Source organism: Selenomonas sp. KH1T6, assembly GCF_900108415.1.
In the GTDB taxonomy this organism is placed as follows: Bacteria; Bacillota; Negativicutes; order Selenomonadales; family Selenomonadaceae; genus Selenomonas_B; species Selenomonas_B ruminantium_A.
Genome location: NZ_FNWN01000002.1, coordinates 106453 through 131663 on the forward strand (window position 1 = coordinate 106453; position 25211 = coordinate 131663).

Here is a 25211-nt window from a genome sequence, read left to right on the forward strand (position 1 = left end):
GAGCTTACAGCCTAAAAGGGCCCGCGAATGCGGGCCCTTTTTAGGCTGCTTATTTTTCGTTTATCTTGTTCATGATGAAGTCGCGCAGGAGGGACAGGTGCATGGTCATGGCGTGGTGGGCATCCTTGACATTTCTTTCCCTCAGGGCTTTGAGTATCTGCCGATGGTAATGGATGGTGTTGCTCTCACGCTGGGCATCCATGGTGATCTCGATATTCTTGGCCACAGAGGAATTGAGGATATAGGTGAGATTGCCTATGACCCGGTTGCCGCTGGCTTCGGCCACCAGCCTGTGGAAGCGGCTGTCGGCGGCGGCGTATGATTCACCCTCCCGTATGCAGCGTTCCATTTCCTCTGCCTGGGCGGCAATCTCATTAAGCTGTTTCCCAGTGGCATAAGCTGCGGCCAGGCTTGCCACTTTAGGCTCAAACATCAGGCGCACGTCCAGCATATCCAGCACCAGCTGGTTGTCGTCATAGATGAAGGTCAGGCCCAGGGGGTCATCGGGTATGCCCCGCTTGGGAGACACGAAAGTGCCGGAGCCCTGACGTACATCCAGGATGTTGCGGGCAGTCAGCAGCTTGAAAGCTTCCCGCAGGGTGCTGCGGCTGACGTTCAGGATGGAGAGGAAGGCCAACTCTGTGGGCAGTTTGTCTCCGGGCATCATTTTATGGTCGATGATATACTTGATGATTTCATTGGCCTTGGCTTCTGCCAGGCTGGGTGGCTTTGTTGACATGGGAATCAACCTCCATAAGATTTTCTTGCTACAAGTAAGTATATCATAAAGCAGTTGAGGCGACATAAAAAAATCGCTGTCCGGCCCGTGGGCACGGGCTGGGCAGCGAAAGGGGGCTTATTCAGCTACAGCTTCCATCTCCAAAGGCTGGCCTTCCACGCATTCCTCATCCTTGCGCAGGATGAAGAATGCGTAGAGGCTGGCAACGCAGACGATGCCGGAAATCACCAGGAAGGTCTGCTGGTAGCCAATCTGGTCATGGAGGGCACCCAGGGGTGCGGAGAAGATGATCTGTCCCACCTGGGCGGCAATCTGGAAGCCCACCATGTAGAGGGTGGCGGAGATGCGGGTATCGAAGTGCAGGGTGAAATAGCGGAAGATGGCCAGGATGAAGAGGGCGGTCTCGGGAGCGTGCAGAAGCTTGATGATGCCTACGCCCAAAGGACTGGTGGCCAGGCCGCAGCCGCCGATGCGCACTACCATGATGGCGCAGCTCAGGAGGATGGCCTTCCTCACGCCAATCTTTTTCATGAAGACAGGTACCAGGCCCATCATGAGGAATTCCAGGAACACTTCGATGGAGTTCAGCACGCCATAGGCCTGCTGGCCCTGCTCGGGAGTATCGAAGAAGCGGGTGAAGAACTCGGGGAACATCTGCTGGTCAAAGACCGTGTAGAAGGTCCAGCTCATGATGACAAAACCGATGATTTTCCACACGTCACCGATTTTGAACACGCCCAGAATATCCTTCATGGAAGGTGTCTTGCTGTCTTTCAGGCTTTCTGCCTTGTCTTCATAGCGGGCAAGGTTCCCTTCATCCTTTTCAGGCTTCATGAAGAGAAGGAGAGCCAGTAGCACAGCAGAAACAGCAGAGCCGGTCCAGAAAACCAGATAGGGGCTGATGGTGAAGAGGAAACCTGCGGCCAAAGCGGAGATGGCATAGCCAAAGGAACCCCAGGCTCTGGCCTGGCCAAATTCAAAGTGGAAGCGACGGCTCATGCGCTCAGTGACGGCCTCAAAGACGGGGCAGGCGGCAAGGTAGGAAACTGCCAGATAGATAGCGCCTACTACGGCACCTACGTAGAAGTTGGCTTCCAGCATGGGTACATATACCCAGGTGAAGAAGGGAGCCAGGAACACTTGGCAGGCAATCAGGGCGATGAGTAGATTCCTTTTCATGCCCAGCTTGTCCTGAATGGAGCCGTAGACGAACATCAGCATGAGGGCTGCGGCAGAGCCAAAGGAGAAAATGGTGCCCACCTGGGCGCCGGAAAAGCCCTGCTTGGTGGTGAGCCAGATCTGGAAGAAAGACCACCAGATACCCCAGCCGGCGAAGAATAGCAGCATCTGTAAGGAACCCATGCGGTAGAACGGGTTGCCAAAGGCTTGCAGTAATTTCATGATTAAATCCCCCTAATTCATGAATCTACATTCAGTATATCATCAGTAGCGGTTGGTTTCAGCTTCCAGAGCGTAAATGACAGCCTTTTCAGCCGGAATATCCCAAAGTTCCAGGCTGAGGTCACCCTGCCAGTACATGCGCTCTGTAAAGGTTATTTCTCCTTCGTTGACAAAGATTTCCGCAGAACTCCTGTCCACGAAAATCTGCAGGGAGAGTTCCTCAAAGGGCAGGATTTGCGTGGCCCTCTCTCCGTCTTTGGTACTGCGACAAAGTATGAGGCGGTTGCCCTTGGCATCAAGGGAGAGGGTGAGTTCCTGTCGGCCATCTCCCAGTTTCAGCAGAGTTCCTTGATGGTTCCAGGCTTCCTGGAAGGTGAGCAGCACTTCGGAGGTGGAGGGGAGCTTTGTCCTGCTGCCTGCGGCAAGCTTTCCCTCCAGCAGTTTACCTGCGCGCACAGAGGCCATTTCCCGGACTGGCTGCTGATAGAGCCTGCCCTTTTCCACCCGCAGTTCCCTGGGGATGGTGAGGGCTCCTGCCCAGCCGTCCTCTTTTTCCTGCATGGGGGAATCCCAGGCATTCATCCATGCGGTCATAAGCCTTCTGCCGTCCGGAGCCAGCAGGGTCTGGGTGGCGTAGAAGTCGTGGCCGCGGTCGATTTCCGTGAAATCCTTTCTCTGGAGCCTGCCGTCCTCGTCCTGTTGGCCCAGGAGATAGCCTGTCTGGTTGAGATTGCGGAAGCAGTCGCCCTGTGGCTCAAGCCCTTGAGGGGACATGAGCAGGATGTCCCTGCCGTCCAGATGGAAGAAATCCGGGCATTCCCACATATAGCCCTCATCCTTCAAGCTCACGGCCTTGTCCAGTACGGATACAGGCTCCCATTGTTTGAGGTTCTGTGACTTATACAGGAGAGCACGGCCCAACTCGTCACTGCCCTGGCTACCCAGCACCATGTAGAAGGTGTCGCCCTCCTGCCAGACCTTTGGGTCACGGAAATGCTTGGTGTTGCCCTCCGGGGCGCGAAGCACAGGGTTGCCTTCGTATTTGTGGAAGTTTATGCCATCTTCAGACCAGGCGATATTCTGATCCTGGTAGAATTCCTCGCTGTCATCGGGATTGGTGAGGTGGTGGCCGGTGTAGATGAGCCACAGCTTGCCATCGTGCACCACAGCGCTGCCGGAGAAGCAGCCGTCCTCATGCTCATCAGGGGCGAGAGCCACAGGCAGCGTTTCCCAGTGAACCAGATCCTTGCTGCGGGCATGGCCCCAGTGCATGGGACCCCACTCAGCGGCGTAGGGGTAGTACTGGTAGAACATGTGATAATAGCCCTTGAACCAGGAAAAACCGTTAGGGTCGTTCATCCAGCCCCCTTTGGTCATCAGGTGGTAGCCCAGCCGGTAGCGCTGGTCGGTAACCTTCATTGCTTCTTGCATCTTTCCATCTCCTTGATGTGTCGAATCGGTTCGACAAAAGCTTTTTAGAAAATCGAGCCAATATCAAATCGGTTCGATATGTTTATAATAGTGGAACAATAAACCTTTGTCAATAGCATTTCGGAAAAAATTAAATAAAATAAGGACAAACCGGCTGAATTAGCAAGTTTGTCCTTTCAGCAATGCAGGCGGGATTACCCAGGGGGTATCATCTGTCTCTTCATTTATCATATGGATGATCTTTTGCACGGCCAGCTCCGCCAGTTCTTCAATGGGCTGGCGAATTGCGGTCAGAGGCTGCCTGCCCATCTGAGCGGCGGCAGTGCCATCGTAAGCCAGCAGCTTCAAATCCTCAGGCACACGTCGTCCTGTTTCTGCGGCCACGTTCAGGCAGGCAGAGATGGAGAGATCGGCTCCCAGGATGCCATCTACTTCGGGGTATTTCTGGAAAAGTTCCCGTGCAGAGGCCATAAAGTCCCCATAGCTGAAGGCGTTCCAAGGCATTTCCAGCATTTCCACTTTCACGCCGTGGCGGCGCAGCCTGTCTGCCGCCACCCAGTGGTATTCGTTGGCGGGGGTGCTGACTCCCTGATAACCTACGATTTCCACTACCAGATGGCAGTCATGGTTGAGCAGGGTGCGGGCAGCCAGTTCTCCTCCTTGATGGTGGTCGCAGTGGACAATGGGGATGTGGTCATTCAGATAGCGGTCAAAGGCCACGATGGGCTGCCTGATATCATCGTAGAGAGCCACATCCAGGGAGTGAGCTCCCATGATGATGCCGTCCATAGTGCGGCGCTTCAGCATTTCCACGAAGGTGCGCTCTGCATTTTCTTTGTGTTGGGTGCAGCAGAGCATCATCTTGTAGCTGCGGGCATAGAGGGCGGCTTCCAGAGCTTCTACCACCTCGCCGAAAAAGGGATGGGAGAGGGAGGGCATGATGACCCCGATGGTATTGGTGCGGTTCAGGGATAGGTTTCTGGCCATTTCGCTGGGCACATAGTTGAGCTTGGCCATGGCGGCCTCTACCTTGGCCCGGGTGGCTTCCGACACATAGCCCTTCTTATTCATCACCAGGGAAACCGTGCTGGCGGCTACCCCTGCTTCCTTGGCAACATCTTTGATTCTGACCATAGTTTTGTGGCACCTTTCTGTTTTTCTTCGTAGAGCGTGTTGATTAAATGAGTGAATTAACCAACATACCCTAGTTAGTATAATAGAATTCTTTTGCTATAGGCAAGTGCAAGGGGAATTTCCATCGGTTATTAAAATCATTATTGAAAAGAATTGACATATTCTGAAAATACTGCTAGAATAAATTCATCGGATGAATTTATTAGATTTTTGAGCAAGGATGGATGTATAGAGCAATGTGTTAGGAGAGTGTGCCATTATGCTGAAAGTCTGCGATGATTGGCCCAAGGAAGCCTTTACGGATGAGCTGGTGTCGGGGAAGTACTGGAATGACTTCTCTGTGAACGCCAAAGCTGCTGCAGCGGAGCTTTGGCGGGTGCCTGATATGCTGGAAGCCAGGCGGAAGCTGGAGGAACTCATTGAGAGCCTGGCTGTGAAGAAGGTGGTGGCAGTAGGGGGCGGGGAGCTGCCTGCTCTTGATCATTTGTATGATGAGTTAGCTAAAAGAACGGAACTTTATACAGATAAATTCGACATTGCCCGCCAGGCCCCCCAGGCTGACCTGGGTATTTCCGTAGCGGAGTTTGGCGTGGGGGAGACAGGCAGCGTATGTGTGGATACTTACGCCTTCGAATCCCGGGTAGTGGGCATGCTGCCTCCGGTGCATGTGGTTTTCCTTGACCCTGCTTATATGGTAAGGGATGTGGAGACAGCCTTTGAGGTGATAGAGAAGGTTTTCAAGTCCGGCTATATGGGCTTTATCACGGGCCCCAGCCGCACGGCGGATATTGAGAGGGTTCTTTCCCTTGGGGTGCATGGCCCCAGCCGCTTTATCATCATGGCTGTGGAGCAGGGATTGGAAAGGCAGGTGCATTGACATGGCAGCAGGAAAACTCAGATACGAGCATGAAGAACATGAGCAGAGAAATCTTCACAAGGAAATCAAGGTCAAGCTGAAGGACGGGGTCATGCGGGATGCCCTTTCCCGCTTCGTGAATGAATATCCTGCCGCCAGGCTCAAGGCTTACGACAATGTGGTGTCCATCGACCGCCTGCGGGATGACCTGCGGGACATGAAGGAGTGGACCGTAGACCATATCGACGAGGTGGCAGACGAGTTCGAGGCTTCCATCAAGGCCCGGGGCGGTCATTTCTTCCGGGCCAAGGACGGTGACGAGGTGAAGGAAATCCTGCTGAAGATCTGTGAGCAGGAGCAGGTTCACCGCATTGTGAAGTCCAAGTCTATGGCTACTGAGGAAATCCATCTGAACCAGGCCCTTGAGGAAAAGGGTCTGCATGTCAGGGAAACTGACCTGGGGGAATGGATGCTGTCCGTGGCAGGCCAGAAGCCCTCCCACATGGTCATGCCCGCTATCCACCTGAATCGGGAGCAGTGCGCCGGGTTCTTCTCCGAGGAACTGCATGAGGATGTGCCCAGCGATATTCCCTACATGATTCACACTGCCCGTCGGGTGCTGCGGGAGGAATTCCTGTCAGCTGACATGGGCATCACCGGGGCCAACTTCGGCATTGCAGAAAACGGTGCCATCGGCCTGGTGACCAATGAGGGCAATGCCCGTTTGGTCACCACCATGCCCCGCGTCCATGTGGTAATCCTGGGGTATGAGAAGCTGATACCAAAAGTAAGGGACGCCGCCAAGATTTTGCGGCTCCTGCCCCGCAATGGCACCTGCCAGCGCATGACCAGCTACATGACCATGGTGGACGGACCTACCCCTGTCATCTATGAGAAGGATGGTCGGCTGGTAGAGGAGGAGCGCAAGCAGTATGTGATTCTCCTGGATAATGGACGCCTCAGGGCGGCGGCTGACCCGAAGCTCAAGCAGGTCTATCAGTGTGTGCGCTGCGCTTCCTGCCTGAATGTGTGCCCCATCTGGACGCTGGTAGGGGGGCATGTCTACGGTCATATATACTCAGGCGGCATTGGCGCAATCCTGACGGGCCTCCTGAACAATATGGAGTCCTTCTCCCAGTTTAGTGACCTCTGCATTGGCTGCCGCAAGTGCATGACCATCTGCCCGGGCAAGGTGCCTATTCCCGACCTCATTGATGAGCTGCGTTCCCGCTATGTGAAAGAGCATGGCCTGGGGTTGCCGGAGAAGACAGCCTTCCGCCATATCCTCACCCACAGGAAGGTGTTCCACACCCTGCTGCGCATGGGGGCCTTGGCCCAGAAGCCTGTGGAGTCCGGCGGCTTCATCCGCCATCTGCCTCTGTTCTTTGCCGGCATGACCAAGGGCAGGAGCCTGCCTGCTATTGCCGCCAGGCCTTTCCGTGACAGGACGGAGGAACTGTTCAAAGAGAACCCGGAGCAGCCTGTGCTCAGAGCAGCATTCTTCAGCGGCTGCAATATGGACTTTGTCTTCCCCGGCACCGGCGAATCCGTGGTGAAGGTTTTGCAGGACCTGAATATCGAGGTCATCTACCCCGAGCAGCAGAGCTGTTGCGGCAAGCCTGTACTGGGCACTGGCGACAGGGAGACGGCCAAGATAATCGCCAGGCAGAATATCGAAGCCTTTGAGGAAACTAGGGCTGACATCATCGTCAGTGCCTGCCCAACCTGTGCCGAGACTCTGGAAAAGACCTATGTGGAGCTTTTCGCAGATGACCCGGAGTGGAGCGAGCGGGCTAAGGCTTTCGGCGCCAAGGTGCGTGAGTTCACCAGCTTCGTGGCTGAATGCTACCGCCAGGCAGGCCGCCTGATGCCCACGGCTGGTACGGAGAAGGTCACCTACCACGATTCCTGCCATATCCGCAGGGGGCTGGGGGTCTACAAGGAGCCACGTGAACTTCTGAAGGCTGCCCCGGGAGTGGACTTTGTGGAGATGAAGGACTGCGACAAGTGCTGCGGCATGGCGGGTGCCTTCGGCGTGAAGTACAGCGAGATTTCCCTGCCTATGCTGAAAGAGAAGGTGAACAACATCAAGGCCAGCGGTGCGGACACCGTAGCCGTAGCCTGCCCCGCCTGCCTCATGCAGCTCAGGGGAGGACTTGACCAGCAGGCTCCCGACATCAGGGTGCGGCATATTGCCGATATCCTGGCGGAGAATATTGCAGCAGGTCACTCACAGGCTGAGAGCATGTAAATGTTATTTAGGCCTCCACCGCAAGCGGTGGAGGCTTTTCAATGCAACAAAAAAGCCACAAGCAAAGCTTGCGGCTGCAATTTCAATGGCAGGGGTAGCTGGACTCGAACCAACGCATGCGGGATTCAGAATCCCGTGCCTTACCAACTTGGCGATACCCCTATGTCTTATCGACAGTTAAAAATTATACAGGAGAAGGGGCCTTATGTCAATAGTGCAGAAAAAAAATTTTCATGTTACAATGTTGCACTGTATCATAGGAAATATTCGCGCCAGCTACACATCAGGAGGCCTGCCATGTTTGCAGTCATAGTCAACACCTTAGCTATCATCTTGGGCACTACCGTGGGCCTCCTGTTGAGGCGGGGCATCCCCAAGCACATTTCCGAAGCCATCATGAAGGCACTGGGGCTTTGCACCGTGATCATCGGCATACAGGGGGCAGTAGCAGAAGAGAGGATTCTTCTCATGATCGTGGCCTGTGTGCTGGGAGTGCTCATAGGTGAATGGCTGGACTGGGAGGGCCATGTGAACCGCTTCACGGAGCGCATCACCTCCCGCTTTGCAGGTAAGGGGGAGGGGGCTAAGATGGCCAACGCCTTTGTGACCTCCTGCCTCATCATGAATGTGGGGGCCATGGTGATAGTGGGCTCTCTCAATGCCGGCCTTTCGGCTGATTACACCCTGCTCTATACCAAATCCCTGCTGGATCTTGTTTCCGGTACCATCATGGGGGCGGCCATGGGAGTGGGAGTTATGGGCTCGGCAATCTTCACCTTGCTATTCCAAGGCGGCATCGTGCTCTTTGCAGAGTGGCTGGCGCCATTTATTTCACCGGAATTGATAAAGGAAACTGCCTGCACAGGCAGCCTTCTGATAGTTGCCATAGGATTTAATATGCTTGAGCTGACTAAGTTCAAGGTGATAAACTACCTGCCGGCTTTAGTCATGGTGCCCGTGCTCCTTTGGTTGGGCAGCCTGTGGGGTTGCTTGTAAGTCTTAGGAGTAAGTAGTATAATATTATCTCATAGGAATTTTAAGGGGGGGCTGATTTTGGCAGAAGAAGATTTGCAGCCGCTGCTGAAAGAGATGCACAGCTGGATGGATGCATATATGAAAACCTTTCATACAGATGATGAGGAGGTCATGCTGGGCATCCGCATCAAGGAAACGCATACGGGCTATGTGACTTCCATCGCCCGGGAACTGGCAAAGCATCTGGAGCTGAATGCCCATGATGTGCAGCTGGCTGAGATTATGGGGCTTTTCCACGATGTGGGCAGGTTCCGCCAGTACAGCCTCTATCAGACCTTCAATGATTCCCAGTCCGAGGATCATGCGGATTTGGGCCTGAAGGTTCTCGATGAGCTTGATTTGATGAAGCGCCTTGCCCCGGAGGATGAGGCTTTGGTGCGCTTTGCCATCAAGAATCACAACAAGAAGGTCATAGAGCCGACGGATAGCAAGAGAAAACTGCTTTTCGCCAGGCTGTTGCGGGATGCGGATAAATTGGATATTTACCGGGTGCTTACGCCGTATCTTGACAATGAAGATGCCATGATGCCCAAGTTCGTGAAGAACACGGGGGAGCATCTGGTAAGTGAAGGTTTCGTGAAGGACTTTGCTGATGGCAATCAGGTGGATTATTACCGCATAACCACACAGGGGGACAGGGTGCTGGTGCGCCTCATGTGGGTGTATGACATCAACTTTGCCTGGACCTTGAAAAAAGTTGTGGAAAAAGGTTATGTTGATGCGGTGGTGGCTCACCTGCCAGTTAAGGAGCAGCCGGAACTGAAGCCGGGCTTTGACCGCATGTACAAGTATATTGAAGAAAAATGCAAGACCAAGGATGCAGCAGACATCTATTGAGGTAAGGAGAGAAAGATTTATGGCAGAAACGACACTGGCCTCGAATTTTATCCAGAATATCATCGAGGACGACCTTTCCCAGGGGAAATACACTGAGGGCATTCACACCCGCTTCCCACCGGAGCCTAACGGGTATCTGCACATAGGCCATGTGAAATCCATCTGCCTGAACTTCGGGCTGGCAGAGCGGAATCAAGGCCTTTGCAACCTGCGCTTTGACGATACCAATCCTACCAAAGAGGATACGGAGTACGTTGACTCCATCCAGGAGGATATCAAATGGCTGGGCTTCTCTTGGGGAGACCGCCGCTTCTATGCTTCCGACTACTTCGAGAAGCTCTACGGCTATGCCGAGGAGCTCATCAAGAAGGGGCTGGCCTATGTGGATGACCTCTCTGCTGAGGAAATCAAGGCCTATCGCGGCACACTGACGGAGCCGGGCAAAGAAAGCCCCTATCGTAATCGCAGCGTGGAGGAGAACCTTGACCTGTTCCGCCGCATGAGAGCAGGGGAGTTCGAGGACGGCAGCCATGTGCTCAGGGCCAAGATTGACATGGCTTCTCCGAATCTGGTCATGCGTGATACGGTTATCTACCGCATTGCCCATGCCCATCATCACCGCACCGGAGATGAGTGGTGCATCTATCCCATGTACGATTTTGCCCACCCGCTGTCCGATGCCATCGAGAACATCACCCACTCCGTCTGCACCCTGGAATTTGAGGAGCACCGCCCCTTCTACGACTGGCTGCTGGAGTCTCTGGGCTTTGAAGAGGGCAAGCGTCCCCGTCAGATTGAGTTTGCCCGCCTGAATCTCACCAACACCGTCACCAGCAAGAGGAAGCTTCGCCAGCTGGTGGAGGAGGGGATTGTCTCCGGCTGGGATGACCCCCGCATGCCTACCATTGCGGGCCTCAGGCGCCGTGGCTACACGCCTGCCGCCCTGCGCCATTTCTGTGAGGAAATCGGCGTGGCCAAGGCCAACAGCCTGGTGGATGCAGCCATGCTGGAACACTGCGTCCGGGATGACCTGAATGAGAATGCTGACCGGGTCATGGCAGTGTTGCGTCCCCTGAAGGTCACCATCACCAATTATCCCGAGGATAAGGAAGAGTGGCTCATAGCTGACAACAATCCCATGCACGGCGGCAGCCGATTCATGCCCTTCTCCCGTGAGATTTACATCGAGCAGGAGGACTTCATGGAGGAAGCGCCCAAAAAGTTCTTCCGTCTGAAGCCCGGCGGGGAAGTTCGCCTGAAGCACGCCTATATCATCAAGTGCGAGGAAGTCATCAAAGATGAGGCTGGCAGCGTGGTAGAGCTTCGCTGCACGGCAGATCTTGACTCCAAGACCGGCGGTCCTACCGCCAATCGCAAGATCAAGGGCACCATTCACTGGGTGGCAGCCAGGACGGCCCTGCCTGCTGAGGTGCGTTTGTACGATTATCTTATCGAAACTGATGAGGATGGAAATATTCCCGACAACTTCCTTGAGTCATTGAACAAGAACTCCCTGGAAGTCATAGAGAATGCCTGGATTGAGCCCAGCGTGAAGCTCACGGCAGCTGGCACTCACTATCAGTTCCTGCGTGATGGCTACTTCGTGGTTGATCCGGATACCACCCCTGACCATCTGGTGTTCAACCGTGTGGTGGGACTTCGCGACAGTTGGGCCAAGGCCAGCCAGAAAGGTTAAGGTGATAATATGTCCAAAATGACCAAGAAACCGCCCAAGGCCAAAATCCCCCGGGATCTTTCCGACAAGGATATGCTGAAGAACTTTGTGGAGGAAGATACCGTCGAGACCAAGTTCGTCAAGGCCGAGGCGGCGCAGGTAAAGAAGCAGAAAGCTGAGGCAGAAGCCGCGCCTCCTGTGAATCTCTCCCGGGCAGGCTTCACCCCTGCCCTCACTGACGAGCTGGGCCGTGCCCTGACTCAGCTGAAGATGGAGCTGGCCCTGCAGGGCATCACCAGCTACGGCTTTAGAGTTAAAAAAGAGGGACAGAAAATCGTATTAGAGCCGAAAATTAACTTGGGGAAAGCTTAATTAAGAAGCCTTCCCCTTGAGGGGAAGGTGCCCCGTAGGGGCAGATGAGGTGGAGTTGCTCTTATTAGGCTTACGTATGATATTTACGTGGCACCTCATTCGTCATCCCTCCGGGATGCCACCTTCCCCTCAAGGGGAAGGCATAGAGAGAAAGGGGTTTTTATGGAAACACAGACTATGATAGCTGTCACGATTTTCCTGATAGCTTATGCACTCATTATTTCAGAGAAAGTGCATCGCACCATCGTGGGCATCTTCGGCGCCATGCTGATGATCCTCTTGGGCATCCTTGACCAGGAGACCGCTATCCATCACATCGACTTCAACACTTTGGGACTGCTCATCGGCATGATGACCATCGTCAATGTCACCAGCGAGACGGGCCTGTTCAACTTCCTGGCCATCTGGGCTGCCAAGAAGGTCAAGGCCGAGCCGGTGGCGCTGCTGGTTGCTCTTTCCACCATTACGGCAGTGTGCTCAGCCCTGCTGGATAACGTGACCACAGTACTCTTGACGGTGCCCATCACCTTCAGCATCACGTCCCAGCTGAAAGTGGACGTGAAGCCTTACCTGTTTGCGCAGATACTGTCTTCCAATATCGGCGGTACAGCCACCCTGATTGGTGACCCGCCAAACATCATGATTGGCAGCGCCGTGGGCCTGTCTTTCATGGATTTCGTCTGGAATATGACAGGTGTATCCATTGTCATCTTCATCGTGGTAGAGGCTTTGCTGGTGCTGCTTTACCGCAAGCAGCTGCACACCGAGCCTGAGCTGCAGGCCAAGGTCATGAGCCTTAACGCCAAGAGCCAGATTGCCAATCCGGCGTTGCTCAAGAAGTGCCTGCTGGCCATCGCCCTGACCCTCACCATGTTCGTGCTTCATAGCACCCTGCATCTGGAGACGGCTACCGCAGCCCTGGCAGGAGCAGGCTTCCTGCTCCTCATCTCCTTCCCCCAGAACGAGCACATGATTGCCAAGGTCCTCTCCAAGGTGGAGTGGCTGGCCATCTTCTTCTTCGCCGGCCTCTTCGTGCTGGTAGGTGCTCTGGTGGAGACTGGCGTCATCAAGATGCTGGCTGCTGAGGCCATCAAGGTTACCCAGGGCAGTGTGGAGGGCACCGCCATCCTGATTCTCTGGATGAGCGCCTTTGCTTCTGCCTTCATAGACAACATTCCCTTCGTGGCTACCCTGATTCCGCTGATTCAGGACATGGGGGCCATGGGCCTTTCCAATCTGGAGCCCATGTGGTGGAGCCTGGCCCTGGGTGCCTGCCTGGGCGGCAACGGTACCCTCATTGGTGCCAGCGCCAACGTGGTGGTGGCCTCTCTGGCTGCCCAGCACGGCAAGCAGATTTCTTTCATCGGTTTCATGAAAGTCGCCCTGCCGGTGATGGTGCTGACCATTGCCATGGCCAACGTCTATATCTGGTTCTGGCATCTCTAAGAGTTTGTGTCAATAAAAATAGCCTTGCCAATCGGCAAGGCTTTTTCAGTTCAATTGATTGTTCCTGTACTCTCTCGGAGTGCAGCCAAACATGGACTTGAAGGCCCGGGAGAAGGTGGAGTAATCCATAAAACCAACGTCTGCGGCAATCTGGGTGATGGGCGTATCGGTCTTGAGAAGGTCTCTGGCCATCAGCAGGCGCTTGCTGCGTATGTACTGGTGCAGGCCGTAACCTGTGTCTGCCTTGAACTTGCGCATAAGGTAGAACTTGCTCATATAGGCTTTGGCGGCCAGGGATTCCACACTGAGGTCCTCAGCCAGATGGCTGCCTATATATGTCAGCACTTCCTGTATCTTCGGGTCATAGGAAGCATTTTCCAGGGCGCTGAGTTCATGTTCGATCAGGGAACGGTTTATCAGGATCATGAACTCAATGAAGAGTATTTCCGTGTAAAGCTCATTACCGAAGCCCTCACCGTGGGCGGTTTTTTCCAGTTTGTCCATGTGATAGAGCAAATCGTGGCTGGTGCCAGGAGGCTGGTGCATGACACTGGCTGTCTCTCTGGCCTTCTGGAAACAGGCGGACAGGTCAGCTCCTCTGCTGCCTTCCTCCTGCCAGCGTTCCAGAAAGTCTGGGGCAATGTAGATGACAATGCGCTCGTAGGGTACTGCCCCTTCGTCCTCGTCATGGATAATGGGGCGGTGGATTTCTCCTGCTGATACGAAGACAAGGTCCCTGGGCTGCAGGGCGTAGGTCTTGCCTTCTATGACGTAATCCACCCTGCCGTCCAGGAACAGGATTATCTTGTGGAAGTCGTGGTAGTGGAAGGGGATTTCCTTCATGGCAGCGTCTTTCAGCCGGAAAACCCGGAAATCGCTGACCAGGTAGCCTTTTTTCTGATAGCCAGGCATAAGTCATATCCTTTCGCTCTTGTTAAAGCTCTCTTGAATATATTTTAGTACATTTTTTGCAACATGAAAAGCAGATTTTGTGATTTTCATAGAAGAAAATGACTGATATAATGTGAGTCAGTTGGAAGGGATTTATTAGTCGATAGCAGAAAGGCCGGTGAACAGACATGATGGTGGTAAAAGGCTTCGTGGCAGAGGGCAAGAATTATCTGGTTCTGGATGGGACGAAGGGCTTCATGCCAGGGCCGGGCGCCATGTGCCTGCTTATGGACAAGCAGAAGGGCGTGGGCGCCGATAAGGCTCTGATCCTTGCAGGCAGCCATGAACACGCCGCCATTTGTGTCTTCCTGCCGGACGGCAGTTCTCTGGCACCTGATGCCAGGGAACTGCAGATGCTTCGTGGCAAGCCTTCTTATGAACTGCATCTGACGGACTCTTTTGTGGGCAGGATGCAGGAAGCAGACGATAGTGCTGAATGCCTGATGGCTGCCAGCTGAGAGATGCAATTTTCGTGACGTGTGTTTTAGGGATTCCCGTTGCAAGAGGTGGCGAGGAATCCCTTTTTGGTGTAAAATAATAGAGGTTATACAATAAATAATAAAAATTCAGATGGGCAGGGATTGTTATGCAGAAAATCAGAAAAGCCGTCATTCCGGCAGCAGGTTATGGTACCCGTTTCCTTCCGGCCACCAAGGCCACCCCGAAGGAAATGCTTCCCATTGTGGACAAACCGACTATCCAGTATATAGTTGAGGAAGCCATTGCCAGTGGCATCGAGGATATTCTCATTGTCAGCGGCCATGGCAAGCGTTCCATCGAGGATCATTTTGATTCTGCGCCAACTTTGGAGCGGGAACTGGAGAAAAAAGGCAAGCTTGACCTTTTGAAGCAGGTGCAGGAGACAGCAGATATCAATATCCACTACATACGTCAGCGCCACATGAATGGATTGGGAGATGCAATTCTCTGTGCCAAGGCGTTTGTCAGTGATGAGCCTTTTGCGGTGCTCCTGGGTGATGATGTGGTCTACAATCCAGAAAAACCTGCGCTGAAGCAGTTGATAGATGTTTATGAGACTACCGGTGGTTCTGTGCTGGGGTGCCAGACTGTGCCTGAGGATAAGGTATCTTCTTATGGCATCATTGATGGTGAGCAGGGTAATAATCCGCGCCTGCTGAAGGTCCTGGACATGGTAGAGAAGCCGGATGTGGGCAGCGCTCCCAGCCGCATGGCGGTACTGGGGCGTTATATCATCAAGCCGTCCATCTTCCGTATCCTGGAAGAAACCAAACCTGGAAAAGGCGGCGAGATCCAGCTTACTGATGCCCTGAAGGTGCAGGCGAAAGAGGATTTTGTCTATGCCTACGATTTCGAGGGCCAGCGCTACGATTTGGGTGACAAGCTGGGGTTCTTGAAAGCTACGGTTGAGTTTGCCCTGAGACGCGACGATTTGGGTGCTGATTTCAAAGCTTATCTGAAGGAGTTGGGACAGAGGCTCTGATGCAGAAGAAAAATAAGGCTAATCTTGCCCTGGGACTCAGTGCGGCAGGCTTCCTGGGGACTTTGGGCATACAGGGAGGCTTTGGGGCAGGGCTGCTGCACCACGGCTTCCTGGCGGCCACCATTGGCGGTCTGGCAGATTGGTTTGCCGTGACGGCCATCTTCCGCCGTCCTTTGGGTATTGCCTATCGCACGGATATCTTGCGGCGCAACCGGCCCCGCATCATGGATGCCATTGTGCAGTTTGCCAGCGAGGACCTCCTGAGCACCGAAAATGTCATGAAAGTGCTCAGGCAGCAGGATACGGCTGGCCTCATGGTGGATTACCTTGAGTACCGGGGAGGGCGGCAACGCTTGCAGGAGGTAGCATGCCAGGTACTGCTGCGCGGCATCAACACCCTTGATACTGCCAGGGTGGCAAGGGAGCTGGCTCCTTCTATCCAGGATGGGCTGAAGTCCCTGGCCTTGGAAAATGTGCTGATGGATCTGGTGCGGATGCTGGCGGAGGAAAAAAATTCCCGCAGCATCATACACAGCCTCCTGACCATAGGGCAGGAGGTGCTTTCCTCACCGGTGTTCCAGCAGGTATTGCTGTCCCATATCAGCCTGCTGCGCAAGGAGTATGAGGGAGATTCGGCAGGCAGGGCCTTTGTGCTGGAGCTCATGGACCTCAGTGACGAGAAGATCCTCGCCATCCTCAATGAGAAACTACAGAAGCAGCTGCAGGAACTCCTGCAGGGGCAAACCCAGAGTTATGCGGCCCTCAAGGCGGGCCTTGAAACCATGCTGATGAATTTCAGCCGGGATGAAAGCCTGCATGACCTGCTGAAGGATTGGAAGGACAGCCTGGTGGGCAGGCTGGATTTGGAGCCGCTGTTGGAACGCTGGCTGGAAGCCAATGTGAAGGGGGAGGATCCCTTCTGGCTGCCTGGCTTCCGCTCTTTCGTGGACAGCAATGTGGACAGTTTCGTGCAATCGGAAAAGCTGCAGCAGAGTTTTGACAGGAAGCTGAAGGATTTCCTGGAGACGGAGCTTGCCAAGCACCACGACCTCATTCCCGGCATCATCAGGGAACGCCTGGCAGAATTCAGTGACGATGAGCTGGTGGAGTTCGTGGAAGCAAGGGTGCAGGATGACCTGCAGATGATACGCATCAACGGAGCAATCGTGGGCTCTTTGGTGGGCATGGGGCTCTATATCCTGGTGACCCTGGCGGAAAGGATGTGGGGCCTGTGATCTGGAGCAATTGGAACAAGGCGGACAAGACCCTGCTCTTTGTGCTGGTGGTGTTCCTCTTCTGCCTGTGCCTGCATCTTTCCTATCCCGCCAGCCTCCTGGCAGATGGCATGCTGTTCTGTGCGGAGGCGGCTCTGGTAGGCGGCCTGGCAGACTGGTTTGCAGTTACGGCGCTTTTTGAGAAGCCCCTGGGGTTTCCCTATCATACGGCCATCCTGCCCCGGCGCAGGGATTCTTTCATCCAGTCGTCTGTGACCCTGGTGCAGAAGGAATTCTTCTCCAAGCGGAAGATTTTCCACCATCTGGAAAGGCTTCACCTCATGCCCATGCTGCTGGAATGGCTGGATCATCCGGAGACCAGGGCTCGCATGACAGACAGGTTGCTGGTCTATGCAAGGAATATCCTTGTCCGGGAGGGCAGTGGTGAGCAGGCGGCGGTGATTGCTGAGAGGTTCAAGGACACGCTGGCCAAGGTGGAGCCGGAGGATTTCTTTGGTGAGTTCGGCCGCTGGCTTTCCCGCAGCGGCAGGGACCATGAAATACTGGCAAAGCTGGCGGCTTACGGCTATCTGCAGGTAGAGAAGCCGGAGACCAGGAAGGCCATCGAGAAATACCTGCAGGATTACGAGAAGGAACGCACCAAGGGGGACTTTTGGAGCCTGCTGGCAGCTGGTTTCCTGGAGGCCACCAATCTGGTGGATCTGGAGGAAGCAGCAGAGCTGATGCAGAAGCAGCTGCTCTCAATCCTTGAGGAACTGGCCAAGCCGGAAAGCCGGCTGCAGGAAGACCTGCTCTCCCTTTTCTATGAGAAGTCCATGGTGCTGAATCTGGACCCTGCTTTCCATCAGTTGCTCCATGATCTGAAGGACAGCTTGCTGGAAGACCTGCCCCTGGGGGAGGCGGTGCAGCGTACCTTCACCCATCTGCGTGCTCATCTGGCTGAGGATCAGGCACGGGAGGTGGACCCCCTGGCCGAGCATCTGCCGGTGCTTCAGTCCCGCTTGGCAGGCCTGATTGGCGAGGAGTATCAGCGCATTTTGGACCTTCTGAAGGAGGATGAAGAACTGCGGCGCAGTGTGGGGCATTTCCTCTATGATCTCATAGCGCGCTCTGCCCTTCATGCCCAGACCCTGGTGGGGGTGGTAGTGACCTCCGTGCTGTCTGGACTGACTGACAAGCAGCTCAACCATCTGGTATATGACAAGGTGGAGCCTGATCTCTTGTGGATTCGCATGAATGGCTCCATTGTGGGTGCAGGCATTGGGCTTATCATGTTTGTCATCATGAAATTTATAGAGTTGAATTGAAGCAATAAAATATGCGGACCCTTTGGCGGGGCCCGCATATTTTATTGCAAGTATCCTTAGATACCCATCTCGATATTCTTTATGATCACCGTGAGATTTTCCATCTCTCTTTGGGTGGCATCGTTGAGCCGTTCCAGTTCTTTGATGGAGCTGGTAGACTTCTGGATGTGTTGGAGTCCGTCGGCCAGATTGGCATGGAGATCCTTCATCTGACCGCTGAAGCTGGTGTCAAACTCCGCTATCTTGGCTTCGAACTGGTCGTTCTCGGCCAGGATTTCGTCTATCTGCTTCACATCGCCCAACAGGGTCTTGATAGCTTCGTCAGAAGTTTGGAGGCTGGTCTGGGTATTTTCAGAGAGCTTCCTGACCTCTTGGGCTACCACGGAGAAGCCGCGGCCTGCTTCTCCTGCTCTGGCAGCCTCGATGGCGGCATTCAGAGCCAGCAGGTTGGTCTGGGCGGCAATTTCGTTGATCATGTTCATGACATCATTGATCTTTTGGGCACGCTGACTGAGAAGGTCAAGCTTCGGAGTGATTTCCCCCATGCGGTTCATGAGCATCTTGAAGAGCTTGTTCTGCTCCTCAAGGCCGCTTGCCAACTGGTGGATGGCGCCCTGCAGGCTCTCAGAATCATTGGACATGCGCATGATGGTGTCCACAATTCCTGGCATCTTGGCCTGATAGTTGCGGAACATATTGATGAGGTTGTCCTTCAGGGCATCCATGTGCATCTGCCTGGCGATTTCGCGGTTGAAGAAATAGGCCCGGCAGTCAGAGTAGAAGCTGGCGAATTTGTCCAGATATTCATCGTGGTAGGACTCTCCTGGTAGGACGTGGTAGAAGAAGATGGCGGTGAGGGTTTCGTTTACGTGCAGCCCCAGTATCTCGCCCAGGCTGGAGAAGCCCGCCACAGGCACGTTTTCGAATTCATCCACATGGCCGATTTCATTGGGATAGCCCAGGCGGCGCAGAATGCAGTCGTTGAGGATGCCTCCGATGGGGGCAGGCTTGCCCTGCATATAGCGCTGCAGGTCGGAATGAACTGTCTGGGGCAGGGAAATGCGCTTCATGAGGTACAGTTCCTCGCCTGTCATGATATCGCAGTAGAAATGAATGCGGTCATTTTCTTCGTCAATCTTGGAGATGGTGCGGATGAAGTATTCGCCGTTCACATTGGAAGCGAAGGTGTAGTCCTGCATGGTGGCTTCCAATTCGGCTGTGCTGCTGACGTGGAAGTGCTCTTTCAGAGTATCTATGAAAGAGTTGTCCTCTCCCGTGGTGGGATCCTGGACTGTTTCAATGTAGCGCAGGGAACTGTTAGCAGCTCCCACCATGAAAGTGGTGCCATAGGCAGGCTCTACGGCCTGGGATTTCAATACCCCGTAACGATATTCCTTGCTGAGCCGCACTACGGCAATGACAGCGTGGTTTTCCAGGCACTCCTTGTCATTGTAGATGTATGTGCGTCCAAGGCTCAAATCTCCGCCTGCGCTGCCGCCGATATAGGGGCAGGCCAGCTGGCCGCTGTCAAAGAGAGCCTGCACGACAAAGGTTTCGCAACTGGAAACGCCGTCAATGTAGACAAAGGCGAAGGTGTGGTTTACGGAAACGCGGAAGGGCACATGCTGCTTGGCAAACTCGGATTTTAGGGCCGCCACGCGCTCTGCCACCGTCATGGTGACTTCACCACGGCGCAAATCATCGTTGGGCAGGGGAATGCTGGCGATGTAGACATCTTCCAGCATGCGTTTGGAAAATGCCTGCAACAGCACCTTACCACGATTATCCGGGGCATCCTGATAGTAGGTATGCTTGCCGGGGACACGGCAGAGCTCGCCGCAGGTGGTCATGAGAATCAGCTTGGTATTGCCGGGGATTTCCTGCTTGATGGCCCGGGATACTTCCGGTACGGAAAGATCGGGGGAGATGAAGCCCATGATGAGAGCAGCGCCGCCAGCCAGGTCACAGAGGTCTTTCAGCTTGTCGCTGGAGAGCTCGTTCCGATTGAGGTAGACAGCTTTGATGTCATGCTGGCTGCTGACAGCGGCCACGGGCATGGCAGGGGTGGCATGCACCCGCTCAGCGGGAGTAGGGGGCGGTGCAGGAGTGGGTTCCGGGGCAGCGTTATTCTTGTCTTTGGAGAAAAAACTAAACATTGCGCGAACACCTCTTTTATTCCAGGTTAAAAGCATCAGGGCCAATTAACATAGTTTTTAATCTTATACCTTGCCTCTACTATTCGTTAAATTTGTCAGAATCCCTTCTTTCTCTGGGAAGTTTGATAGAAGAAATTATTCAGAAAAATGTAATTTGGTGTTCATTGCTGTGTTTGCAGAAAGGATATAAGTGCAGATAAAAGCCTACAGTTCAAATGTGTGTCCGCTGAAGAGGGATTAAAATACCAAAGATGTTCATACAAATGCATAAAATATTACAGATTGCTGTTGACAAAAGAGGTGAGTTGCGCAATAATGTATACATATTTACAAGGATACACATTGAATGGACAGGTGAGCCGTGTTATAATGGTTGATGTCGGTATGATTCTGGTGGACAGTCCCTTTTGTATGAAGACTGTGCACAGTCCATGGAAGCATAAGGGAGGCTTGCTATGAAACATGTCCTGTCTGTCTTTGTGGAAAACCAGACCGGTGTGCTGGTCAGGGTTGTGAGTATGTTTTCCCGGCGGGAGTTCAATATCGACAGCTTGTCTGTAGGTGTGACAGAGACGCCGGATTGTTCCCGCATCACTGTGGTGGTGCAGGGGGACGAACAGCTGGTGGAGCAGATTATCAAGCAACTGGAAAAAATGCCGGTTGTGAGAGCTGTCCAGCGGCTGGATGAAAAAGTGGCAGTATGCCGCGGCATGACCATGGTGAAGGTTCATGCAGATGACAGCAATCGCCTTGATGTCCTCAAGATGGCCGAGTTGTTCCGGGCTCATGTGGTGGATGTGGAATCCACTACCCTGATGTTCGAGATCACCGGCAGCGATGACAAGGTGACGGCTTTCCTGAGGCTGGTGCAGCCCTATGGCATTGCCGAGGTCATCCGCACGGGGCTCATCGCCCTGGAACGCGGAGAACATACTATATATGAACACTGTGAGGAGAGAGAGTACTATGGCAAAAACTTACTATGATCAGGATGTCAACTGGGAAGTCATGAACGGCAAGACTGTGGCCATTATCGGTTACGGCAGCCAGGGCCATGCTCATGCCCTGAATCTTAAGGAGAGCGGCGTGAACGTGGTGGTTGGTCTTTACGAAGGCTCCAAGTCCAAGGCTGAGGCTGAGAAGCATGGTTTGAAGGTGCTGCCTGTGGCTGAGGCCGTCAAGCAGGCTGACATCACCATGATCCTGATCCCGGATGAGAAACAGGCCGATGTCTACAAGGCTGAGATTGCCCCGAACCTCAAGTCCGGCAGTGCTCTCGCTTTCGCTCATGGCTTCAATATTCACTTCAAGCAGATTGTTCCTCCTGAGGACGTGGATGTCTTCATGGTAGCCCCCAAGGGCCCTGGCCATCTGGTTCGCCGTACTTTCACTGAGGGCGGCGGCGTGCCCGTGGTCTTCGCAGCTGAGAAGGATGCTACCGGCAAGTGCTTCGACGTGGCTCTGGCCTATGCCCGCGGCATCGGCGGCACCCGTGCAGGCGCTATTCAGACTACCTTCAAGGATGAGACGGAGACTGACCTCTTCGGCGAGCAGGCTGTCCTCTGCGGCGGTGTCTGCGCCCTCATGAAGGCTGGCTTTGAGACTTTGGTAGAAGCAGGCTACAAGCCTGAGATGGCATACTTCGAGTGCTTCCATGAGATGAAGCTCATCGTTGACCTACTCTATGAAGGCGGCATGGCCAAGATGCGCAAGTCCATCTCCGATACTGCTGAGTACGGCGACTACATGATCGGACCCCGCATCGTCACCGAGGAGACCAAGAAGGAAATGAAGAAGGTCCTCACTGAGATTCAGGATGGCACCTTCGCCCGCAACTGGCTCCTGGAGAACCGCGCTGCCGGCCGTGCCAACTTCCTGGCACAGCGCCGCATCCACGCCGAGCATCAGATTGAGCAGGTGGGCAAGGAGCTCCGCGGCATGATGTCCTGGCTGAAGGACGGCGACGACCTTTCCAAGGACTAAGCTTCATATAGGTTATTGACCAGTATAGAAAAGCCTTCCCCGGCTATTGGGACGGGGAAGGCTTTTCGTGGATATAGGTTTAGGAGGGCAAGCCTATGGGCATGAATATGAGTGAAAAGATTTTGGCCCGCCATGCAGGCCGTGACCAGGTTTCCGCTGGGGAACTGGTTATCTGCGACCTGGACATGGTGCTGGCCAATGATGTGACGGCGCCGCCGTCCATCAAGGAGTTTGAGAAAATTGGGCGTCCTGTTTTCCATAAGGAAAAGATTGCCTTGGTGCCGGACCATTTCCAGCCTGCCAAGGATATCAAGTCGGCACAATTGGCGAAAGCCGTGCGTGACTTTGCTCGCAAGCATGAAATCAAGCATTATTTTGAGCAGGGCAGAGTGGGCATCGAGCATGTCATCCTGCCGGAAATGGGCATCGTAGGCCCGGGCATGCTCACCATCGGCGCTGACTCCCACACCTGCACCTACGGTGCCGTGAACGGTTTCTCCACTGGCGTGGGCACTACTGACCTGGCAGTGGCTATGGCTACGGGGAAGGCCTGGTTCAAGGTGCCTGAGGCCATCAAGGTGGAACTGACGGGCCAGAAGCCGGAAAACATAACGGGCAAGGATGTGATCCTCACCCTCATCGGCATGATTGGGGTGGATGGTGCCCTTTACAAGTCATTGGAGTTTGCCGGGGAGGGCGTGAAGTCCCTTTCTATGACAGACCGCCTCACCATCGCCAATATGGCTATCGAAGCCGGTGGCAAGAACGGCATCTTCCCCTTCGACGAAGTGACCAGGGAATATGTGGAAGGACGGGTGCAGCAGCCATATGAGCCGGTGGCCCCGGACGAGGATGCCGGCTATGTGCAGACCGTCACCATTGACCTTTCCTCCCTCAACCCTGTGGTAGCTTTCCCCCATCTGCCGGGGAATACCAAGGCAGTGAAGGATATCAAGGAGCCTGTGGAAATCGACCAGGTGGTCATCGGCTCCTGCACCAACGGGCGTCTGGAGGATTTGCAGATTGCCGCCAAAGTCATGAAGGGTCACAAGGTCCATGACAGGGTGCGCTGCATTGTCATTCCCGGCAGCCAGGCCATTTACCAGCAGGCCATGCACGAAGGGCTCTTCGATATCTTCATCGAGGCTGGCGCCGTGGTGAGCTGCCCCACCTGCGGCCCCTGCCTGGGAGGCTATATGGGCATCCTGGCTCCTGGCGAGCGCTGCGTGTCCACGACTAACCGCAATTTCTTGGGCCGCATGGGTGACAAGACCAGCGAGGTGTACCTGGCCGGTCCCCAGACGGCAGCAGCCAGCGCTGTGCTGGGCCGCATTGCCGTGCCGGCAGAAGTGGAGGTGAAGTGAGATGGCAGAGCAGATTTATCAGGGAAAAGTATGGCGCTATGGCGACAACATTGATACAGACATCATCATCGCAGCAAGATATCTGAACACCTTCGACCCCCAGGAACTGGCCAAGCACTGCATGGCAGACCTGGACGAGAGTTTTGCCCAGAATGTGAAGGCAGGGGATATCATGGTGGGCGGCAAGAACTTTGGCTGCGGCTCCTCCCGTGAACATGCTCCTGTGGCTATCAGGGCGGCAGGTGTTCCCGTGGTCATCGCCGCCAGCTTTGCCCGCATCTTCTACCGCAACGGCATCAATATTGGCCTGCCCCTGTTGGAAATCGGGGACGATGTGGAGAAAATCAAGGCCGACGATGAGCTGATGGTGAATGTGGCCACCGGGGAGATCAAGGACCTTACCACCGGTGACGTGTTCCAGGCCCATCCCCTGCCGGGCTTCGTGCAGGAAATCGCCCAGGCCGGCGGCCTGATCAACTATATCAAGAGCAGGTGATCATATGGCAAAAATCGTAGTCATACCCGGAGACGGCATAGGTGAGGAAATCACCCGTTCTGCCGTGGCCGTACTTAAGGCAGCTGACAAGAAATACAACCTTGGTTTGGAATATGAGTTCCATGATGCAGGGGGCACCGCCTATGATAAATATGGCACCCCTCTGCCTGAGGAGACTCTGGAGGCTTGCAAGAAGGCCGACGGCGTCCTCTTCGGCGCTGTGGGCGGCGACAAATGGGATAATGTAGACCCTGCCCTGCGTCCCGAAAAGGCCATCCTGGGCCTGCGCAAGGGACTGGGCCTCTACGCCAACCTTCGTCCCGTGAAGGTGGCAGAGGCTCTGGTGGAGTATTCTCCCCTGAAGCCTGAACTGGCCAAGGGGGTAGACCTGGTCATTGTCCGTGAGCTGGTAGGCGGCATTTACTTCGGTGAGCGCTGCGAATCCGAGATACACGAAGGGGCAGAGCGGGCCTGGGATCTGGAGAACTACTCAGTGCCTGAGGTGGAGCGCATCGTGAAGCTGGCCTGCGAGACGGCGAAGCTCCGCCGGGGCAAGCTCACCTCTGTGGACAAGGCCAATGTGCTGGCTACCTCACGCCTCTGGCGCCGCACGGCAGCCAAGGTGGCAGAGGGCTATCCGGAAGTGGAGCTGAAGAACCTCTATGTGGACAACTGCGCCATGCAGCTGGCCATCAACCCTGCCCAGTTCGATGTCATTGTCACGGGCAACCTCTTCGGAGATATCCTCTCCGACGAGGCGGCTGTGGTGGGGGGCTCCATCGGCATGCTGCCCTCCGCTTCCATTGGCACCTCTACCAGCCTTTATGAGCCTATCCACGGCAGCGCCCCGGACATTGCCGGCAAGGGGATTGCCAACCCCATGGGCACTATTCTGTCTGCGGCCATGCTGCTCAGGTATTCCCTCCATGAGGAAGAGGCAGCCAAGGCTATCGAGGCGGCTGTTGAAAAGGTTTTAGAAGAAGGCTGGCGCACTGCAGATCTTTGGAAAGAAGGATTTAAGAAGGCTAACACCGAAGAGATAACGAGAGAAATCTCACAAAGGGTGTGACGTACAATGAA

The 25211-nt window shown here is 54.5% G+C and carries 22 protein-coding genes and 1 tRNA gene; 16 read left to right on the plus strand and 7 right to left on the minus strand.

Annotated features, from left to right (window positions below; all coding sequences use genetic code 11):
• Positions 1-49: 49 nt before the first annotated feature.
• The 4 genes from BLW59_RS01980 to BLW59_RS01995 form a co-directional block, all read right to left on the minus strand.
• Positions 50-739, minus strand: coding sequence for a FadR/GntR family transcriptional regulator (locus BLW59_RS01980; RefSeq protein ID WP_037377068.1), 690 nt, complete (start codon positions 737-739; stop codon positions 50-52).
• Positions 740-856: 117 nt separating this feature from the next.
• The gene (locus BLW59_RS01985) at positions 857-2140 is read right to left on the minus strand and encodes an oligosaccharide MFS transporter (RefSeq protein ID WP_074695736.1); all 1284 of its coding nucleotides are present in this window, start codon (positions 2138-2140) and stop codon (positions 857-859) included.
• Positions 2141-2182: 42 nt separating this feature from the next.
• Positions 2183-3571, minus strand: a complete 1389-nt coding sequence (locus tag BLW59_RS01990; protein WP_074695738.1) for a glycoside hydrolase family 32 protein — start codon at positions 3569-3571, stop codon at positions 2183-2185.
• Positions 3572-3730: 159 nt separating this feature from the next.
• The gene (locus BLW59_RS01995; RefSeq protein WP_074695740.1) at positions 3731-4705 is read right to left on the minus strand and encodes a LacI family DNA-binding transcriptional regulator; all 975 of its coding nucleotides are present in this window, start codon (positions 4703-4705) and stop codon (positions 3731-3733) included.
• 259 nt (positions 4706-4964) lie between these two features.
• On the opposite strand from BLW59_RS01995, the gene BLW59_RS02000 reads away from it, so the two are divergent.
• Together BLW59_RS02000 and ldhH are read left to right on the plus strand one after the other, a co-directional pair.
• Positions 4965-5582, plus strand: coding sequence for a LutC/YkgG family protein (locus BLW59_RS02000; RefSeq protein WP_074695742.1), 618 nt, complete (start codon positions 4965-4967; stop codon positions 5580-5582).
• A 1-nt stretch (position 5583) separates the two neighbouring features.
• Positions 5584-7812, plus strand: a complete 2229-nt coding sequence (gene ldhH, locus BLW59_RS02005; protein ID WP_074695744.1) for an L-lactate dehydrogenase (quinone) large subunit LdhH — start codon at positions 5584-5586, stop codon at positions 7810-7812.
• Between the two features lie 86 nt (positions 7813-7898).
• Here ldhH and BLW59_RS02010 read toward each other — a convergent pair.
• Positions 7899-7974: transfer RNA gene (locus BLW59_RS02010), tRNA-Gln, on the minus strand.
• Positions 7975-8109: 135 nt separating this feature from the next.
• On the opposite strand from BLW59_RS02010, the gene BLW59_RS02015 reads away from it, so the two are divergent.
• The 5 genes from BLW59_RS02015 to BLW59_RS02035 all read left to right on the plus strand — a co-directional run bounded on the left by BLW59_RS02015 (position 8110) and on the right by BLW59_RS02035 (position 13177).
• On the plus strand, positions 8110-8808 hold the full coding sequence (locus tag BLW59_RS02015) for a DUF554 domain-containing protein (RefSeq protein ID WP_074695746.1): 699 nt from the start codon (positions 8110-8112) through the stop codon (positions 8806-8808).
• A gap of 72 nt (positions 8809-8880) precedes the next feature.
• Complete coding sequence (locus tag BLW59_RS02020; RefSeq protein ID WP_074695924.1) at positions 8881-9684, plus strand: HD domain-containing protein; 804 nt, start codon at positions 8881-8883, stop codon at positions 9682-9684.
• 19 nt (positions 9685-9703) lie between these two features.
• Positions 9704-11380 (plus strand): glutamine--tRNA ligase/YqeY domain fusion protein, encoded by a 1677-nt coding sequence (locus tag BLW59_RS02025; protein ID WP_074695748.1) that lies wholly within the window; start codon positions 9704-9706, stop codon positions 11378-11380.
• Between the two features lie 18 nt (positions 11381-11398).
• The gene (locus tag BLW59_RS02030; RefSeq protein ID WP_074695926.1) at positions 11399-11731 is read left to right on the plus strand and encodes a hypothetical protein; all 333 of its coding nucleotides are present in this window, start codon (positions 11399-11401) and stop codon (positions 11729-11731) included.
• Positions 11732-11893: 162 nt separating this feature from the next.
• Entirely contained in the window at positions 11894-13177 is a 1284-nt protein-coding gene (locus tag BLW59_RS02035; protein ID WP_029545354.1) for an SLC13 family permease, read from the plus strand.
• Between the two features lie 45 nt (positions 13178-13222).
• On the opposite strand, the gene BLW59_RS02040 is transcribed toward BLW59_RS02035, so the two are convergent.
• Positions 13223-14089 carry an AraC family transcriptional regulator gene (locus BLW59_RS02040; RefSeq protein WP_029545353.1) on the minus strand — a complete coding sequence of 289 codons (867 nt, stop codon included), beginning with the start codon at positions 14087-14089 and terminating at the stop codon, positions 13223-13225.
• Positions 14090-14256: 167 nt separating this feature from the next.
• Here BLW59_RS02040 and BLW59_RS02045 point away from each other — a divergent pair, with 167 nt between their 5' ends.
• The 4 genes from BLW59_RS02045 to BLW59_RS02060 all read left to right on the plus strand — a co-directional run bounded on the left by BLW59_RS02045 (position 14257) and on the right by BLW59_RS02060 (position 18132).
• Positions 14257-14586, plus strand: coding sequence for a hypothetical protein (locus BLW59_RS02045; RefSeq protein ID WP_074695750.1), 330 nt, complete (start codon positions 14257-14259; stop codon positions 14584-14586).
• Positions 14587-14714: 128 nt separating this feature from the next.
• A complete protein-coding gene (gene galU, locus BLW59_RS02050) occupies positions 14715-15590 on the plus strand; it encodes a UTP--glucose-1-phosphate uridylyltransferase GalU (protein ID WP_074695752.1) in 876 nt (291 codons plus the stop codon).
• Positions 15590-16825: a DUF445 domain-containing protein gene (locus BLW59_RS02055; RefSeq protein ID WP_074695754.1), complete on the plus strand. Its 1236-nt coding sequence runs from the start codon at positions 15590-15592 to the stop codon at positions 16823-16825. The genes galU and BLW59_RS02055 overlap by 1 nt, the downstream gene beginning before the upstream one ends.
• Positions 16822-18132, plus strand: coding sequence for a DUF445 domain-containing protein (locus tag BLW59_RS02060; RefSeq protein ID WP_074695756.1), 1311 nt, complete (start codon positions 16822-16824; stop codon positions 18130-18132). The genes BLW59_RS02055 and BLW59_RS02060 overlap by 4 nt, the downstream gene beginning before the upstream one ends.
• A 56-nt stretch (positions 18133-18188) precedes the next feature.
• Here BLW59_RS02060 and BLW59_RS02065 read toward each other — a convergent pair whose 3' ends face one another.
• Positions 18189-20288, minus strand: coding sequence for a methyl-accepting chemotaxis protein (locus BLW59_RS02065; protein WP_074695758.1), 2100 nt, complete (start codon positions 20286-20288; stop codon positions 18189-18191).
• Positions 20289-20743: 455 nt separating this feature from the next.
• On the opposite strand from BLW59_RS02065, the gene ilvN reads away from it, so the two are divergent.
• The 5 genes from ilvN (at position 20744) to leuB (ending at position 25200) form a co-directional block, all read left to right on the plus strand.
• A complete protein-coding gene (gene ilvN / locus BLW59_RS02070; protein ID WP_029545333.1) occupies positions 20744-21274 on the plus strand; it encodes an acetolactate synthase small subunit in 531 nt (176 codons plus the stop codon).
• Entirely contained in the window at positions 21255-22271 is a 1017-nt protein-coding gene (gene ilvC / locus BLW59_RS02075; RefSeq protein ID WP_029545331.1) for a ketol-acid reductoisomerase, read from the plus strand. Before ilvN ends, ilvC begins: the two co-directional genes overlap by 20 nt.
• A 95-nt stretch (positions 22272-22366) precedes the next feature.
• Positions 22367-23635 carry a 3-isopropylmalate dehydratase large subunit gene (gene leuC / locus BLW59_RS02080; protein WP_074695760.1) on the plus strand — a complete coding sequence of 423 codons (1269 nt, stop codon included), beginning with the start codon at positions 22367-22369 and terminating at the stop codon, positions 23633-23635.
• 1 nt (position 23636) lies between these two features.
• Positions 23637-24131: a 3-isopropylmalate dehydratase small subunit gene (locus BLW59_RS02085; protein WP_074695763.1), complete on the plus strand. Its 495-nt coding sequence runs from the start codon at positions 23637-23639 to the stop codon at positions 24129-24131.
• 4 nt (positions 24132-24135) lie between these two features.
• Positions 24136-25200: a 3-isopropylmalate dehydrogenase gene (gene leuB, locus BLW59_RS02090; RefSeq protein ID WP_074695765.1), complete on the plus strand. Its 1065-nt coding sequence runs from the start codon at positions 24136-24138 to the stop codon at positions 25198-25200.
• Positions 25201-25211: the final 11 nt, after the last annotated feature.